Here is a 16,146-nt window from a genome sequence, read left to right on the forward strand (position 1 = left end):
ACGGAGAGATGGCGCGACATGAACGTGGATCATTTCCTGGACGGTCGGCTCAAACTGCGCCACCTCGTGCTCGTCACTGTCGTGGCCGATGAGGGCACCCTGGTCGGTGCCGCAAAGGCGCTGCACGTCACCCAGCCGGTCGTGACCCGGAGCCTCCAGGAGATCGAGTCGATCGCAGGCGTCGAACTCTTCGCCAGGGGGCCGCGCGGTGTCCGCCCGACCCAGTACGGCGACGTCTTCATCGAGCACGCCCGGGCGGTCGTGGGCAATGTGCGGGCCGCCGCCGGACGTATCAACGAACTCCAGCGGCTGGGCATGGAGCCCGTCCGGGTCGGAACCATCCTCGCCGGCGCCTACTCCCTGCTGCCGCAGACCCTGATACGGCTCAAGAAGACCCACCCGCACCTCACCGTCTCGGTCGTCGAGGCGATGCCCGAGGAACTCGGCCTGCAACTCTCCCGAGGCGAGGTGGACGTTCTGGTCGGCCGACTCCAGCCGTCCCGCCCGCACGCCACGCTGCGTCACGTGCGGCTCTACGACGAACCGGTTCGCCTCGTCGTCCGGCATGAGCACCCCTGCCGCGGGAAACCCACCAGCGGCATCGAGGACCTCATGGACCTGCCGTGGATCCTGCCGGGCCGCAATACCCAGCTACGCCAGGAAATCGACGAACTCTTCGACTGCCGGGGCCTCCCCCTCCCCGCGAACATCATCGAGTGCTCGACGATCCTCACGCTGAGGACGGTTCTGCTGGAAACAGACGCCGTCGCTCCACTGCCCATGCTGATCGGCGCACGGGACCCCCTGCTTGCCGTACTGCCCCTGGCTCTTGACACGGTGCCCCGCGAGATCGGGATCAGCACGGTCGCCGACCGGCCGCCGTCCGCGAGTACCCGGCTCCTGATCAAGGAAATCGTGGCAGTCGCCCGGGAGACCGACTCCGCGCTGCTGGAACCACGCAGATGACCGGACGCGGCCGGTCCGTTCAGCGGGTCGAGTGTCCTACCGTGACGGAGTACCGGGGCGATCCGATCCTCAACGATCCGCGCGAGTGCGGATTTGACATCGAGCCGCTGCGAGGGAATGGCGCAGGTCTGGGTCCGGCGAGGTAGATCATCTCCCAGAATTCTCCCAGAGCTTGTAGGCGCAGGTGCTGCGTCGGGCTCCGGTACTGGGATTCCGAGGAGCGCGTACGAGCACGTGCCGTCATCGCCGTGACTGCTTCACTTCTGCTTGCTCGAAGAGCGCCCGGCTGGGCCCGGACCCGGCCCCAGCCCGTAGTGCCAAAGATCTGCGCGGTGCGCGAAGACGGCACACGTTTCCTCAGTGGTGTCCTGGAGTTCGTCTTCTGGGGCGAAGCCTCGTAGCCCGAACTGGTCATTGAGTCCCGGTGACCGACGCGTGATGCTCTTCTTGCTCAGAGGCGGGGGAGTGCATCTGCCACGATGGCGAATCCTTCAGGACGGCTGGCGTTACCCCTGCCCCTCTGGCCGTATCCGTCCAGCAGCGCATGCTCGTACCTTCGTGTGAACAGGGAAGCGCGTGGACGCGCAATCCTCCTCCGAGGCCGTCCTGGCCGGGCCCGTCTTTGCCCTCCGCGTCACGGAGGCCTGGCCAGGAGCGACAGGACCACCGCCTCTGGCTGTTTTTCCCGTTCACAAGGTCGGGAGGACGGTGGTCCGGTTCAGGGCTGTTTCCTGTTTCGCGCCGTTTCCCCCAGTGGGCCGGGACCGCGACGCGTGAGCGGGAACTGCCCAGCAGCTTGCTGAGCGCTGCGGCCAGGTCCGCCGGGTCCGTACGTACGCCAGATGTCCGGCGCAGATCATGTCGGATCGCCTCGAAGGAGCGGCGCCCGGCCTTGCCGGTGCGGGCTGGGAGGTGGGTCGGGCAAGTCTGGACGGCGGCCGGGCGCCACCTAGGCAGTCCGGGCATATGCGGATGGCGTCGAGCACTGGCTGAAGGTAGTCGAGGACCCTGCTGGCGGGAGTGAGTGACGGCGGCGGAGATGGCTAGGATCTTGGGTGTAGGGCTGGTGTCATGCGGTGCCGCTAAGCGCTTTGGACGCGTTCGGGAGCGCCGACCGGCTGGCCGGCTTCGCCGGCCTGGCACCGCGGCCCCGCGATTCCGGACGCGTCAGCGGCAACCTGCGCAGACCCAAGCGCCACCACCGTGGCCTGCTGCGAGTGATGTATCTGTCGGCGATGTCGAGCCTGAAGTCCTGTCCAGCCTCGAAGGCGTACTACCGGCGCAAGAGGAACGAGGGGAAGGGACACAAACAAGCTCTGCTGGCCCTTGCACGACGGCGCGTCAATGTCCTGTGGACCATGATTCGTGACGGTGCGTGCTATCACGCTTCACCGCCCGACACCGCTGCGGCTTGACATCTTCATTGGGAAGTCCTACCCCGGCCGCCCCAGGCGGAGGTGACCCACAACGTAGACACCGCACCGGCGCACCGGCGCTCACCCAGCAGCCCAATCGGCTCGAGCGAGACCCCGGTCAGCCCCTGCTCACACGAGCTGAACGCGGCACCGCCATGAAACTGACCGCCTTCGGTGGCTTCGGAAAGCACTCCGGCCGGTGATCGGCGCCGTGCTGCCGCTGGCCGACGTCGCCCACGCCCACAGCCTCTTGGAAGGCGGCTCCGTCGACCCAGGACGCGGACGCCCGCGCGGCAAGATCGCTCTCGCCGTGCATCCGTGGACGAGTCCCCGCACGGGGCGGCGCCCCGGCCCTGAACGACGCGACCGTGCCTGGCCCGGGTGACCGGTCCCGTCGGACCGAAGGAATGGGGCACCTCGCGCACCTGTTGTCCTCTCGTATGAGCGAAACAACTGCGGTAGTGGCGGGCGCATATGGCGGTCCCGAGGTCCTGTCGGTGATCGATGTCGCCGTCCCGGAGCCGAGGCCGAACGAGGTACGGATCAAGGTCCGCGCGGCCGGCGTCAATCCCTTCGACTACCAGTCATACAGCGGTGCCTTCGGTACCGATCCGGAGAGACTGCCGGTCCGGCTCGGTGTCGAGGCGGCGGGCGTGGTGACAGCCGTCGGTACCGACGCGATCGGCCCCGCAGGTCCGATCGCGGTGGGTGACGAAGTGATCACCCACTCCGCACCGGGGGCCTACGCCGCCGAAATCGTCGTGCCCGCCCCGTCCGTGGTGCCGAAGCCCGTCGCCCTGTCCTGGGAGCAGGCCGGCGGGCTGCTGGCCGCCGGGGCCACAGCCGTACACACGCTTGAGGCGATCGGCTTGGGCAAGGGCGATACGGTGCTGATCCACGGTGCCGCGGGAGGCGTCGGTCTCGTGGCCGTGCAGCTCGCGGTGGCACGCGGCGCGACGGTCGTGGCCACGGCGAGCCGGGCCAAGCACGACCTCCTGCGAGAGCTGGGAGCGATCCCGGTCGTCTACGGTCCGGGACTGGCGGACAGGGTGCGCGCGGTGGCGCCGGAGGGCGTGCACGCGGCCGCCGATCTCGTGGGCACCGAGGAGGCGGTGGACGTCTCCGTGGAGCTCGTGCCGGACCGCTTGCGTATCGCCACCATCGCGGGCCACGAGCGCGGGGCTCGCGCGGGAATCAAGCTCCTGGGTGGTGTGCCGGGCGCGGATCCCGGCACCGAGATCCGCCAAGCCGCCCGCCTGCAGCTCACGGAAGCCGCGACAGCAGGCCGCCTGCGCATCGTGATCGCGGACAGCTACCCCCTGCGCGAGGCCGCCTCTGCCCACCGCAAGATCATGGCCGGCCACACCACGGGAAAGATCGTCCTGGTCCCGTAACCCGTTCCTGTCCCCGCACCGCTGAAGCCACACCGCGAGCGGCCGCCCGCGCAATCACCGGTCCCAGTCCGCAACGGATCGGGTGCGTGGGCGGCATGCGACCAGCTCGTCAGGTGTCCATGTCCTCGTTCTTGGCGCTCCATTCGATCAGCGGATGCAGGACACGCATCAGGCTGGCGCCTTGTTCGGTGGGCCGGTACGTGATCTGGACCGGCGTCGTCGGCACCACGAGCCGCTCAATCAGTTGGTGGCCTTCGAGCTCACGCAGACGCTGGGACAGCAGGTGGTTCGAGATTCCGGGGATCCGCGCTCGGTAGTCGACGAATCGGCGCGCGCCCCGCATCGCCGCCAGGAGCACCGCGGCGCTCCACTTCTTGCCCACGATCTCGACCGAGCGCTGAAAACTGCGGCACACGTCGTCGTCGATGTGTTCATAGCCCGCTTCCGGGCGGCTCTGGCCCGCGGTGGCGGAGGAATCATTGGGCTGTCGAGGACCGGTCATACGGTCACGATACTGGAGCGTGTCACTTTTGATGACCTGGTCATGTCCCGCTTGTTGCCTGTGATCATCGCCGTGCAGCCTTGGTCCATGAACGCACACTCGGCCTGTCACCACGCGCGATGAACTACGGGCACGCGCTGAGGTTCGGACTGCACCTGCCCTCTGACGCCGACTGCGGACCCGGCCGGTTGGTCGCAGTGGCGGGCCTGGCCGAGCAGTGGGGACTGGACTTGCTGGTCGTCCCGGCCGGAACCGGCGGCGACGATCTCGAACCGTCGACTGTGGCGTCCTGGATCGCCGCGGCGACGGTCTCTCTCGGACTGGTGCTGGAGGCACGCCCAGCCACCCTCCATCCGGCGATGCTCGCACGCGCCGTCGCAAGCCTGGATCGGCTCACCGAAGGCAGGGTCGAACTGGCTTTCCGAGCGGGCCCGCCAACCGCCGCGTCCGGGACAGCCGATTCGGTCGCGGCACTGGGTGAAGCGATCGCCGTCGTTCGCGAGCTCTGGAATGTCCTCGACCGTGGCCTCGGCCGGTTCACCGGCCGCTTCTACCGTCTCGCGGGAGCTGAGAAGGCCGCGCCCGCGCACGACGTGCCGATCTCCGTGGACGGCCAGGGCCAAGACCTGCTCCGGCTGGTCGGGCTGCGGGCTGACGAGTGGTCGACAGGGTGCGACGCCGTCACGCTGACGCAGGGCAACCGCGCAGTCGACGAGGCGGCGCGAGGGGCAGGCCGCGATCCCCGCGAGATCCGCAGACGGGTCACGATCCGCGGTGGCTTCGGCGAGCGGACAGGCAGGTTCACCGGGACCGCCGCGGACTGGGTGAACGACCTGCTGCCACTCGTCGTCGAGCACGGGGTGGGCACCATCGTGCTGGACACCGTGGAGCGAGACGTCGCGGCAGGCTTCGCGAGCGAGGTTGCCCCGGCCCTGCGGGCGGCCGTGGACGCGGTGCTTCCGCGCGGATGGTCGGGCGCGCGGGTCAGGCGGTCCGCCGTGCGCGCCAGGCGCCTGCCGGGGATCGACTACGAGGGCACTCCGCCGGAGATGGCCGAGGTCGTCGAGCCCGGTGATCCGGCCTACGCCCGGCTGCGGTCCGGATATCTGCGCGGCGGTGCGCCCGGCATCATCCTGCGGGCGGCGACGAACGAGCAGGTGACCCAAGCGCTCGCGTTCGCCCGCCGGCATCCCGGCGTGGCCCTGTCTCGGCGAAGCGCCGGACACGGGGTCTCCGGCCGCTCCACCAATCACGGCGGGATCGTCATCGACGTGTCACTGATGAATGCGATCGAGGTGCTCGACAGGAAGACACGCCGGGTGCGCATCGGCCCGGGTGCGCGCTGGGCCGAGGTGGCGGCCGCACTGGAGCCCTACGGCTGGGCGTTGAGTTCGGGCGACTACGGGGGTGTCGGCGTGGGCGGTCTCGCCACGGCGGGGGGCATCGGGTACCTCGCGCGCGGGCACGGCCTGACGATCGACCGCCTGCGGGCCGTGGAGATGGTGCTCGCGGACGGCTCCGCCGTCCGGGCCGACGATTGGGAGAACCCCGATCTCTTCTGGGCCGTGCGAGGGGCGGGCGCGAACTTCGGGATCGTCACTGCCTTCGAGTTCGAGGCCGACGACGTGGGCGCGGTCGCCTTCGCCCGGCTCACCCAGGACGCGAGCGACCTCGAGCGCTACCTCGTCGAGTGGGGCCGGGCGGTCGAGGACTCACCGCGGGACCTCACCAGCTTCGTCATCGTGGCGCCCCCGCGCGGCGGACGACCAGCGCTCGCGGTGAGCCGCACCATGGTCGACTCCTCGGACCCGGAGACCGTGCGCGCCCGGCTGGAGCCACTGGCCGCGATCTCCAAGATGTACGCCCAGGACATCGTCATCACGTCCTACGCGGCCGTGATGGACAACGCGAGCGACGACCCACCGGTCTCCCACGGTGAACCGGTCTCACGCAGCGGTCTGCTCCGGCACGTGACCCCGCAGTTCGCCGCGGCGGCGGCTCGCATGATCCGCAGCGGCGCGATCGGCTGGTTCCAGCTCCGCTCGGTCGGCGGCGCCGTCGCCGATGTCCCCGCGGACGCCACGGCCTACGCCCACCGCGACGCGAACTTCTCGCTCGTGGTGATGGGCGGTGCCGACGAGGTGGTCGACCGGGCCTGGGCCCGGCTGAGCCCCTTCCTCGACGGCCTCTACATCAGCTTCGAGTCCAGCCTACGGGCCGAGCGGATCGCCGCGGCCTGGCCCCCACGGACCCTCTCGCGTCTGCGTGAGCTGAAGAGCGTCTACGACCCCGAGGGCGTGTTCGGCGACAACTTCGCCCTCACGCCCGCCGCGAACCACCCCGGAGGAAGCACCCCATGAGCGACTACGGCCACGAACTGTGGTTCGGCAGCTTCATCACCCCCACCGCCCGCCCGCCTCAGGCGCCGGTCGAGCTGGCCCTGACCTCCGAGAGGGCCGGCCTCGACCTGGTCAGCTTCCAGGACCACCCCTACCAGTCGGCGTTCCAGGACACCTGGACCCTGATGTCGTACGTCGCCGCACGCACCGAACGGATCCGGATCAGCGGCAACGTGCTGAGCCTTCCGCTGCGGCCCCCGGCCGTGCTGGCCCGCGCCGCCGCGAGCCTGGACCGGCTGACCGGCGGGCGAGTCGAACTGGGCATCGGAGCGGGCGCGTTCTGGGACGGCATCGTCGCGATGGGAGGCCGCCGGCTCGAACCGGCCCAGGCCGTGCGGGCGGTGGAGGAGGCCGTGGACGTGATCCGGGGGCTGTGGGCCACCGACGAGACCGGGCCCCTCCGTGTCACCGGGGAGTTCTACACCGTGAACGGCGCCAAGCGCGGCCCGGCACCCGCCCATCGCATCCCGATCCGCATCGGTGCCTACAAGCCGCGCATGCTCCGGCTGACGGGCAAGATCGCCGACGGTTGGCTGCCCTCCCTGGGTTTCCTGCCCGAGGGCCCGGCATCGCTGCGCGCGATGAACGAGCAGATCGACGAGGCCGCATCCGCCACCGGTCGGGAGCCCGCGGCGGTCAGCCGCCTGCTCAACCTGAGCGGCCGATTCACGTCCGGCGCCGGCGGCGGCCTGTTGCAGGGGACTCCCGGCGACTGGGCCGAACAGATCGCCGACCTCGCCCTGCAGTACGGCGTATCCGGGTTCATCCTCGCCTCGGACGAGCCCGCCGACCTGAACCTCTTCGGTCACGAGGTCGCGCCGCGCGCCCGCGAACTCGTCCAGTCCGAACGCGTGACGTGATGCGGTGGGCGCGTGGCGGGCCCGGTGACGGAGCTGCGACAGCGGCAGCGCCGACGGAGCTGTTCGGACGCCGCGAGGAGACCGCGGTTCTCGACGGGCTGCTTACGCAGGCCCGCGGCGGGAGCGGTGGCGCGCTCGTGGTGTGGGGCGAGCCGGGTATCGGCAAGTCAGCTCTGCTCCGCCACGTGTACGGCCAGGCCGCGGACTTCGTCCGGCTGAGCCACTCGGCCACCCGGCCCGAGTCGGACCTGGCTTTCGCGGGGCTGCACGGGCTGCTGCGACCGCTGGCCGACCGTGTCGAGCTGCTGGCGACGGCCCAGGCCGCCGCTGTGCGTACCGCGCTCGGGCTGAGCGGTGAGCCGACGGACCGCCTGATGGTCGGGGCGGCCGTGCTGTCGCTGCTCTGCGGACTCGCCGAGCGGCAGCCCGTGCTCGTCGTGGTGGACGACGGGCAGTGGCTCGACGAGGCCACCGCGCTGTGCCTGGGGTTCGTCGCTCGACGCGTAGGAGCGCATCCCGTGGTCGTCGTGCTCGCCGATCACAGCGATCCGGCCGCCCGGCCCTGGGAAGGCGTGGCCGACGTGCGGGTCGACGGCCTGAGCGACGAGAGCGCGCGGCAGCTTGTGGCGGCCGTGGCGCCGCTCACCGACAAGGCGACGACGCGGAACATGGTCCGGGAGGCCGGGGGCAACCCCTTGGCGCTGCACGAACTGGCCACGCTCGGGGGCGACCTCGACGACGCCGAGCATCGCCGGAAGCGAGGACGACCGCCCGTCGGGCCGCGCCTGCAGCGGGCCTTCCGCGCCGGGATCGAGGCCCTGAGCCCTCCGGCGCAGTTGCTGACCGTGCTCGCGGCGGCCGAGGAGCACGGCGACCGGCTCACGGTGCAGCGGGCCGGCCGTGCGTCGGGTGCCGGTGACGCCGTCTGGGAGGAAGTGACCAACGCGGGCCTGCTCCACGTGGCGGGCAACCGCGTCGGTTTCCGCCACCCCGTCGTGAGCAGAGCCGTCTACGAGGGCTGCGGCGCCGCGACGAGGCGCCGGGCTCACCGCGCCCTGGCCGCCACGATGCCGGACGAGGCGGAGGAGCGCGCATGGCATCTCGCCGCCCTGGCCCACGGACGCGATGAGGACGTCGCGCGGCTCCTCGAACGGACCGCCGCCCGCTCCCGGCTCCGCGGGGCCACGAACACGGCGGCACGGGCGTGGTGGCGGGCCGCCGAACTGTCGGCCGCACCGATCGACGCCTCACAACGCCTTGCCGAGGCGGCCAGGGCTTCCTGGGACGCCGGGTGGACAGCCACGGCGGAGCGCCTGCTCGATGACGCGGAACGGCTGGCCCCCGGTGCTCACGTCGCCCGGCGGAGCCGGGGTCTGCGGGGGATCATGGAGTTCGCCCGAGGCATGCCCGAGATGGCGCACCACTTCCTGATCACCGACATGAAGCGCGTCCCGGAACCGGGAACGGCGCTGGAACTGGGCACGCTGGCCATGCGCGCCGCCTGGTCCGTCGGACGCGGCGACCTGCGGGACAGAGCGCTGGAGCTGCTGCGCGAAGACGACGTCGAGGGCCGGACCGGATTACCCGGCACGCTTGCCTGGTGGAGCGACGACGTGTCTGCCGACGCGGCGCCGGCGGACACCCCCGACCTCGGTGATGCCGCCGCGCGGGCCCGTACGACCATCCTGCCGTTGCTGCCGCCGACACCCCTCGCCCTGGCCTGGGGGATCGACAAGCCGATGGCGGACGCGCTGCGCCGCCGGTTACCGCACCTGCGGCGGCGCAACGAGCGCGCTCGGCTCGCCGCCGCCCTGGCCCAGACCGCGATGCTCGACAACGCTGCCGGCCGCTGGCCGCAAGCGGAGTCCTCGGCCGCTGAGGGACTGCGGCTGGCCCAGGACCTGGGTGCCGACCACATCGCCTCCCACTGCCGCACCAGCCTGGGCTGGCTCGCCGCGGCGCGTGGTGACGAACACGCCGTCGCGGAGGCCACCGCCAGGACTCTGGAGACGTCACTCCCGCAGGGCGTCCGCGCGCTGAGCGCCGCCGCGCACTGGAACCGCGGCATGGCCTCGCTGTTTCGCGAGCGTCCCGAGGAAGCACTGGACATCCTGGTGCGCCTGACCGAGCCGGGCCATGGCGCGGAACACCCGACCTTCGCGCTCCTGGCCGCTCTCGACACGGCCGAGGCGGCCGTGCGCGTCGGCAGAAGCGACCTCGCGGACGAACGGGTACGGGTGCTCGAAGCCTGGGAGCGGCGCACGGGAGCACCGTGGGCCCGCTGTGCGGCGCACGTCACGCGCGGGCTCCTCGGCGGCGCCCGGGCCGAGGGTGCCTTCCGGGCCGCACTCGACGTGCCGGGTGCCCGATCCCACCCGCTGCTCTACGCGCGCGCTCAGTTGTCCTACGGCGAGTGGTTGCGACGGGGCCGCCGGCGGACCGATGCGCGCGTCCGGATCGGCGCCGCCTTGGAGGCGTTCGACCGGCTCGGTGCCGAGCCGCTGCGCCAACGCGCGCAGCGCGAGCAGGACCTCACCGGAGCGCCGGGACGCCGGGGAAGCTCGGACACCAGGGCGATGAACCGGCTCACCGCCCAGGAACAGCGAGTCGCCCAACTGGCCGCCGACCAGCTGACGAATCGCGAGATCGGCGTACAGCTGCGGATCAGCCACCGCACGGTGGGCCACCACCTCGGGAACGTGTTCGCCAAGCTCGGCATCAACACCCGAACCGAGCTGAGCGACCTCCACGCCGGTTGTGAGCCGCCGTGAGCGCAGGGAGGCCGCGGCGGAGCGGGCGCACGACGCCTCCGGCGGAAAACGACGGATTGCCCGCCCGATTCGCTCACCGGCCCTGATTTGTAGCGTCGCTGACGTTGTCCCGCGCCGCGGCGAAACGCCGTGCGACGCATGACGAGAGGTCACCTCATGCCCACATCCGAAACCCTGCCCCACGCGCGCCACTACATCGACGGGCAGTGGCAGGACTCCGGCGCCCGCGGCGAGTCACGCAGCCCCGCGACCAACGGCCTGCTCGGCACCTTCGCCGACGGCGGTGCGCGGGAGGCGAGGTCCGCCGTGGCCGCGGCCCGAAGGGCCTTCGACTCCACCGCCTGGTCCCGCGACCGTCACCGGCGTGCGGCAGCGCTGCACGAACTGGCCGACCGGCTCGAGCAGCGCAAGGACGAACTGATCACCCTCCTGGCGCGGGAGAACGGGAAAGTACTCGCCGAGGCGGCCCTCGAAGTCGAAGGCACCGTGCCCAAGCTCCGCTACCACGCGGCGCTTTCCCTCACCGACCACGGCAGGGCCGGGGAGGTGCGGCCCGGCATGTACTCGATGACCCTGCGCGAAGCCGCGGGCGTCGCCGCGGTGATCGTGCCATGGAACTCACCGGTCATCCTCTCGGCGCGATCCTTCGCACCCGCCCTGGCCGCCGGCTGCACCGTGGTCATGAAGATGCCGGCGCAGACCGGCCTGGTCAACGGAGTGCTGAGCGAGATCATCGCCGACACGCCGAGCCTGGACCCGGGCGTGTTCAATGTCTTCACCGAGAGCGGAAACGCCGGGGCTCCGGAGCTGGTCTCCTCCCCGGACGTCGACGTGATCAGCTACACCGGCTCCACCGCGGTCGGCCGCGTGATCATGGAACAGGCCGCCCCGACGCTGAAAACGCTGTCCATGGAGCTGGGCGGAAAGACGCCGATGCTCGTCTTCGACGACGCCGACCTGGACGCCGTCGTGCCCGTGCTCGCCAAGGCCGTCACCATGTTCGCGGGCCAGTTCTGCATGACGGGCAGTCGGATACTGGTCCAGAGCGGCGTGGCCGACGAACTCCGGCGGCGGCTCGTCGCCGCCCTCGAAACGGTCCGGGTCGGGCCCGGCGACGACCCCGCCAGCGAGATGGGCGCCATGATCGACGAAGGAAACGCCCAACGGGTCGAACAGACCGTGGCCGCCGCGGCCGACTACGCCACCGTCCTCGTGCGGGGCAAGCGGGACCGGGCGCTCCTCGGCCCGTCCCTGATCGAGGTCGCCGACGTGTCCTCGCCGATCGTGCAGCGCGAAGTGTTCGGGCCGGTCGCCACCTTCGAGGTGTTCGACTCCGAGGCCGATGCCGTGGCGCGTGCCAACGCCACCGAGTTCGGCCTGGCCGCGAGCATCTGGACCCGTGATGTCGACCGCCCCCTGCGCGTCGGCCGCGAGCTGCGGGCCGGGACCGTCTGGACCAACACATGGGCCATGGTCCACGACCAGTTCGAGGAGGGCGGCTTCAAGCAGTCGGGAGTGGGCCGCCTGAACGGCATTCGCGGGATCGAGGAATTCCAGGAGACCAAGCACCTCGTGCATGTGGCACCGCAGCTCTGACAGCTCTCGACGGCGGAATGAGAATCGATGACCGAGACGGACGACGTCGGCCCGGCCGACGTCACCCTGCTGACCGCGCGCGCTGTGGAACCCGGCTACGAGCAGGACTTCCGGGAGTGGTTCGGGCGGGTGACCGACACCGCCTCAGCGTTTCCCGGACACCTGGGGGACGGGTTGTTCCGGCCTGCCACGGCCGCCGGGCCATGGGTTCTGATCCACCGGTTCCGCGACCAGGAGTCCGCGCGGCACTGGACGACGTCACCTGAGCGGGCCGCACTGTTCGACCACTGCGAGGGCCATCATCAGAGCGAGGTGGCGCGTCGCGAACTCTCCGGCATGGAGACCCTGTTCACCACTGCGCACGACACGCCCACGACGGCGCCGCCTCGGTGGAAGATGGCGCTCGCCGCCTTCGCGGCCGTACTCCCGATCTCCCTGATCGGCAACGGTCTTCTGGGGCCGGCGCTCCGTGCTTGGCCGCTTGTGGCGCGGGTGCTGATGCTCGCGCTGCTGTTCAGTACGTTGATGACGTATCTGATGATGCCGGCTGTGACCCTCGTCCTGCGCCGTTGGCTCTATGCCGCCACCTCGACCGCGCGCGAGGGACCGACGCGATGACGCGGCCCCCGGGGCGGACCGCGCCGTCTTGCGGCTCGGCTTTCAGCGGCACAGTTCCATCGTCTGACGCAGCAGTTCCAGGGCCTGGTCCACGCCTTGGTCGGCCAGGTGGACGAAGTCGACGAAGACGTGGTCGACGTCCGTCTCGTCTCCCGTACGGAGGATGATGTCCGCGATCTCCGGCACGGTTGACTCGGTGGTGGGGCTGACCCTCAGGATGGCGTCGATGCCGGCCGGGTCGCGGCCCTCGGCCTCGGCGATGCGGATGAGCGCTGCACGGCGCGGGTCAGCTCTGTGCGATCAGGTCAGGGTTAGCTCGCGGATCGCCATCTCCTCGGGTCCTGCGGCAGTGCCTCTCCCGGGTTCAAAGATTGGAGTTCATTCGGTCGGGGCGGGACAGATGCTGCCGATGACCTGTTTCAGCGGCCCGTGTGATCGCCTCGAGTACCCGGTGGCGGTCGAGTGCGACCGCGAAATCCGGCGCTTCGGCGGTTCCGTCGCGGAGGTCGGCGGCGAACTGGGCGTAGAGGCGGGCGACCCCCGCTGCGGGTGCGTCGAGTTGCAGGTCAGGAGCCGCATAAGCGGGGGGGACCTGTAGCACTTGGACAGGCTCGCTGCCGCGGCGCAGCGTGATGGTGAAATCGGTGAAATGGATGTAGCCCGACGCCGACTCCACACGCACACTGCCCTCGGTGCCCTGGATCTCCCATACCGTCGCCGAGCCGGCAGACTGCCCGGCACTGTAGTGCAGCGACGTGACGATCCCGCCTTCGAGAACGCCGGCGACGACGATCTCATCCGGCGCGTCCTTCGGCAGCGACGCGCCATCGGAGAGGCGGACGCCGTCACCGCGCTGATTGGCGACGACGGCGGACAGACTCTCGAACGTGCCGAGCACGCGCGCAAGCGGTTCGAGCCCGTGGCCGAGCATGATGCTCAGAAGCGTGGCGCCATGCTTTGCGTGAGCCATGTACTCGACCGGCGGGTCATATCGGCCGACCCACATGTCGTCGGTCAAATGCGCTCGGATGCTCGTGCTGAGCGGCTTGCCAATCACGCCTTGCGCGATGAGGTCGCGAAGGAAGAGGATCGGCGGGTGCAGGCCGCCCTGCAATCCGACAACCGTCCGCAGCCGCCGCTCGCGGGCAACCCCCTCCAGCGCTTCGGCCTCCGATAGGTTTCTTGCGAGCGGCCATTCGCAATAAACCATCTTGCCTGCGGCCAGCGCGTCGGAAACAATCTGCTTGTGCTCCGGCACCTTGACCGCAACCACCACCAGGTCGACCTCCGGTCGCACGACCAGAGCCTCATGTGTGTCGAATGCGAGATCGGCGCCCAGCCGACGAGCGGTCGCGTTCGCGCTCTCCATACGAGTCGTACTGACGGCGCGGATCTGGAACGCGTCGAGCGCCTGCAGCGCCGGGACGTGAGCAATTCCGCCCCAACCCCGATCGGCACTAGCCCCGATGAGGCCGACGCCGATCCGGGTATTTGCTGAATTCGTCATTAGGATGCTCCTGCCGTGTGCAGCCCCGGCAACGCTCTCCGGGCTGCGTCACGATGATTCGTTTCCGGACAAATGCGTGGGCACTCGGGCTCACCATGGCGAGCGAGCAATTATTGCCGTTCGCGTAGCGGCTGCGGAGTTTGAGCCCGAGTGACCCAAGCGCAGGTTTTACACGTGAGCCCAGTGGGCCTCGAGTTCGCGCGCGACATCGGCCGGACGCTCTATCATCGGCCAGTGCGAGCTGCGCAGCTTGAAGACGGCACGTGCGCGTGTGGCATTACCGAGCTCGTCGGCGAAGCGGTGAGGAAGAAACGGATCGTCCAGGCCCCAGATCACTAGCGCTGGTGCGGTCACGTTGCTCAAACCTGGCTTCCACTCCGCCCCGACCTCGATCGCCGAACGGTAAAGGGCGAGAATGCTTGCCTTCATAGTGGCATCGATATGCCGGACCGCTTCGTCTGCCGCGTCGCGCGGCATCTGAGCCTCGTTGAGGCTTGCTGCGAACGCCTCGAGGTCGAGGTCCGCCATCCATTTCTCACCCTCGCCCGGCGTTTGCCAGATCTTGGCAAGATAGTGCCACGGATACTCCGGATCGATTGGTCCGCTGATGCCTGTCCATGTCCGCACCAGATCTGGCCGGATAGACGCGAGACGACCCGTGAGCAGAGACCCCCAATCATGACCGACCAGGTCGACGGGTTCGCCGATTTCTTCGATCTTCTTAATAAGCCAATCGAGATACTCTTCCTTCGTCGACGTGAATCCCGCTGGTATGGGTACGCCAAACCCGGGGAGATCGATCGTCACAATATCTTCGCGTTGAAGATAGGAACGGACGGTGTCCCAGAGCCGGTGGGTATCAGGTACACCATGGACGAGGACTGCAGGCATTTCGGATTCTCCAATTGATTCGAGCTGGTCGGACATCGCGCCGTACTGAGGAAGCGAGAAACCGATGTGCATGCGAACTCCCAGGTATACAAGGGTCATTCGCTCGCACCGTTCAGAACGGTGTCAGGTCAGGAAGACCGGAGGATTCTCGCCCCGCAGGCGGTAGTCGGGCCGGGGCCGTTCGAGGCGGATCGATTCCAGCACGGTGTACGCGTGGTACTTGGTCTGGGTGGTGGCTCCTGCCAGCCGTTCCCACCAGAGCCGGCCGTCGCTCGTCTCCTTCTCGAGGACGTGGCGGGTGGTGTAGTTCGCCATGGAGCTGATCCAGTTCTCGGTACCGACGAAGATCCTGTTCCAGCCGGTGCCGGTCACGATGTCGGCGAGCGCATCCGAGCGGCTGAACCGCTCGACCGCCGCAGTCGCCCCCTCGAGCACGTCGGTGAAGTACTCCACACACAGCTTCACCTGCTCGTAGGTGCCGTAGTGCATGTGGTGCCCGCCGACGAAGTAGTCGAAGTCGTATTCGAGGATCTGGGACTGAGCTTCGTACCAGCCGGAGATGTTCTGCGAGGCGTCGCAGTGCATGAACGTGACGCTTCCCGGACTGACGATGTCGACGGCCGTGAGCACCTTCTGCCGCGGTGCGTAGATGAAGATGTTGCCGGGGCAGTGGTTCTCTCCCCTGTAGGAGAGCTGCAGGCTCACGCCGCCCACTTCGAGGACGAGTTCGTCGTCGAACGTCCTTGTCGGCAGGGGGCGCTTCGGGTCGGGGAAGCGTTCCAGGAGTTCCTTGGTGATGCGGTGGGCGACGATCTCGACGTCGGGACCGAACACGGAGGCCGCGCCGATGTGATCGGCGTGCCAGTGGCTGTAGATGACGTGGGTCACCGGTCGGTCGGTGACGTCCTCGATCGCCGCCAGCATGTTCTCGCCCAGCGTCGGGGGTGCGTCGATCGCGACCACGCCCTCCTCGGTCACCACGAATGCGGCGTCGTAGCCGGCACTGGTGACCCAGTAGAAGCCGCCGCGCAGTTCTTCCACGTGGTAGCCGTACTTCTGGAAGTGTTCGCTCTGGAAATACGGGGGGTAATAGCCCGCGGGGTCCAACGGGTCGTCCGCCCCAGCGCGGGGGAATCCATAGTGGTCGATCCCGTAGAAGCTCGGGGTTTCTTCGACGCTGATGGGTATCTGACTGCTCTGGCACATAGGCGGGACGCCTTTCTGTGT

At 69.4% G+C, this 16,146-nt stretch carries 12 protein-coding genes and 1 pseudogene; 8 read left to right on the forward strand and 5 right to left on the reverse strand.

Annotated elements, in window-relative coordinates:
• Positions 1–18 precede the first annotated feature (18 nt).
• The 3 genes and pseudogenes from ACYVOO_RS19715 (at position 19) to ACYVOO_RS19725 (ending at position 3,775) form a co-directional block, all read left to right on the forward strand.
• Positions 19–966: a LysR substrate-binding domain-containing protein gene (locus ACYVOO_RS19715; protein ID WP_461016960.1), complete on the forward strand. Its 948-nt coding sequence runs from the start codon at positions 19–21 to the stop codon at positions 964–966.
• 1,097 nt (positions 967–2,063) lie between these two features.
• Positions 2,064–2,381: pseudogene (locus ACYVOO_RS19720) on the forward strand (transposase); the annotation flags it as partial.
• Between the two features lie 461 nt (positions 2,382–2,842).
• The gene (locus tag ACYVOO_RS19725) at positions 2,843–3,775 is read left to right on the forward strand and encodes a quinone oxidoreductase family protein (protein ID WP_461017284.1); all 933 of its coding nucleotides are present in this window, start codon (positions 2,843–2,845) and stop codon (positions 3,773–3,775) included.
• 109 nt (positions 3,776–3,884) lie between these two features.
• Here the strand turns inward: ACYVOO_RS19725 and ACYVOO_RS19730 are convergent, their stop codons facing one another.
• A complete protein-coding gene (locus ACYVOO_RS19730; RefSeq protein WP_461016961.1) occupies positions 3,885–4,277 on the reverse strand; it encodes a winged helix-turn-helix transcriptional regulator in 393 nt (130 codons plus the stop codon).
• 119 nt (positions 4,278–4,396) lie between these two features.
• On the opposite strand from ACYVOO_RS19730, the gene ACYVOO_RS19735 reads away from it, so the two are divergent.
• The 5 genes from ACYVOO_RS19735 to ACYVOO_RS19755 all read left to right on the forward strand — a co-directional run bounded on the left by ACYVOO_RS19735 (position 4,397) and on the right by ACYVOO_RS19755 (position 12,521).
• Positions 4,397–6,637, forward strand: a complete 2,241-nt coding sequence (locus ACYVOO_RS19735; protein ID WP_461016962.1) for an LLM class flavin-dependent oxidoreductase — start codon at positions 4,397–4,399, stop codon at positions 6,635–6,637.
• Positions 6,634–7,536, forward strand: coding sequence for an LLM class flavin-dependent oxidoreductase (locus ACYVOO_RS19740; RefSeq protein ID WP_461016963.1), 903 nt, complete (start codon positions 6,634–6,636; stop codon positions 7,534–7,536). Before ACYVOO_RS19735 ends, ACYVOO_RS19740 begins: the two co-directional genes overlap by 4 nt.
• Positions 7,536–10,307, forward strand: a complete 2,772-nt coding sequence (locus ACYVOO_RS19745) for a helix-turn-helix transcriptional regulator (RefSeq protein WP_461016964.1) — start codon at positions 7,536–7,538, stop codon at positions 10,305–10,307. Before ACYVOO_RS19740 ends, ACYVOO_RS19745 begins: the two co-directional genes overlap by 1 nt.
• A 156-nt stretch (positions 10,308–10,463) precedes the next feature.
• Complete coding sequence (locus ACYVOO_RS19750; RefSeq protein WP_461016965.1) at positions 10,464–11,903, forward strand: aldehyde dehydrogenase family protein; 1,440 nt, start codon at positions 10,464–10,466, stop codon at positions 11,901–11,903.
• A 27-nt stretch (positions 11,904–11,930) separates the two neighbouring features.
• The gene (locus ACYVOO_RS19755) at positions 11,931–12,521 is read left to right on the forward strand and encodes an antibiotic biosynthesis monooxygenase (RefSeq protein ID WP_125768477.1); all 591 of its coding nucleotides are present in this window, start codon (positions 11,931–11,933) and stop codon (positions 12,519–12,521) included.
• A 42-nt stretch (positions 12,522–12,563) separates the two neighbouring features.
• Here ACYVOO_RS19755 and ACYVOO_RS19760 read toward each other — a convergent pair whose 3' ends face one another.
• The 4 genes from ACYVOO_RS19760 to ACYVOO_RS19775 all read right to left on the reverse strand — a co-directional run bounded on the left by ACYVOO_RS19760 (position 12,564) and on the right by ACYVOO_RS19775 (position 16,125).
• Positions 12,564–12,707, reverse strand: a complete 144-nt coding sequence (locus ACYVOO_RS19760) for a hypothetical protein (protein WP_461016966.1) — start codon at positions 12,705–12,707, stop codon at positions 12,564–12,566.
• 178 nt (positions 12,708–12,885) lie between these two features.
• A complete protein-coding gene (locus ACYVOO_RS19765) occupies positions 12,886–14,028 on the reverse strand; it encodes a Gfo/Idh/MocA family protein (RefSeq protein WP_461016967.1) in 1,143 nt (380 codons plus the stop codon).
• A gap of 168 nt (positions 14,029–14,196) precedes the next feature.
• On the reverse strand, positions 14,197–14,919 hold the full coding sequence (locus ACYVOO_RS19770; RefSeq protein WP_461017285.1) for an alpha/beta fold hydrolase: 723 nt from the start codon (positions 14,917–14,919) through the stop codon (positions 14,197–14,199).
• A gap of 123 nt (positions 14,920–15,042) precedes the next feature.
• Positions 15,043–16,125: an MBL fold metallo-hydrolase gene (locus ACYVOO_RS19775; RefSeq protein ID WP_347576821.1), complete on the reverse strand. Its 1,083-nt coding sequence runs from the start codon at positions 16,123–16,125 to the stop codon at positions 15,043–15,045.
• Positions 16,126–16,146: the final 21 nt, after the last annotated feature.

The organism is Streptomyces daliensis (genome assembly GCF_054782395.1).

Bases quoted from the DNA above. Each gene is read 5' to 3' on its own strand.
- ACYVOO_RS19715 (WP_461016960.1), top strand. From the start codon at position 19: ATGAACGTGGATCATTTCCTGGACGGTCGGCTCAAACTGCGCCACCTC.
- ACYVOO_RS19730 (WP_461016961.1), bottom strand. From the start codon at position 4,277: ATGACCGGTCCTCGACAGCCCAATGATTCCTCCGCCACCGCGGGCCAG.
- ACYVOO_RS19735 (WP_461016962.1), top strand. From the start codon at position 4,397: ATGAACTACGGGCACGCGCTGAGGTTCGGACTGCACCTGCCCTCTGAC.
- ACYVOO_RS19740 (WP_461016963.1), top strand. From the start codon at position 6,634: ATGAGCGACTACGGCCACGAACTGTGGTTCGGCAGCTTCATCACCCCC.
- ACYVOO_RS19745 (WP_461016964.1), top strand. From the start codon at position 7,536: ATGCGGTGGGCGCGTGGCGGGCCCGGTGACGGAGCTGCGACAGCGGCA.
- ACYVOO_RS19750 (WP_461016965.1), top strand. From the start codon at position 10,464: ATGCCCACATCCGAAACCCTGCCCCACGCGCGCCACTACATCGACGGG.
- ACYVOO_RS19755 (WP_125768477.1), top strand. From the start codon at position 11,931: ATGACCGAGACGGACGACGTCGGCCCGGCCGACGTCACCCTGCTGACC.
- ACYVOO_RS19765 (WP_461016967.1), bottom strand. From the start codon at position 14,028: ATGACGAATTCAGCAAATACCCGGATCGGCGTCGGCCTCATCGGGGCT.
- ACYVOO_RS19770 (WP_461017285.1), bottom strand. From the start codon at position 14,919: ATGCCTGCAGTCCTCGTCCATGGTGTACCTGATACCCACCGGCTCTGG.
- ACYVOO_RS19775 (WP_347576821.1), bottom strand. From the start codon at position 16,125: ATGTGCCAGAGCAGTCAGATACCCATCAGCGTCGAAGAAACCCCGAGC.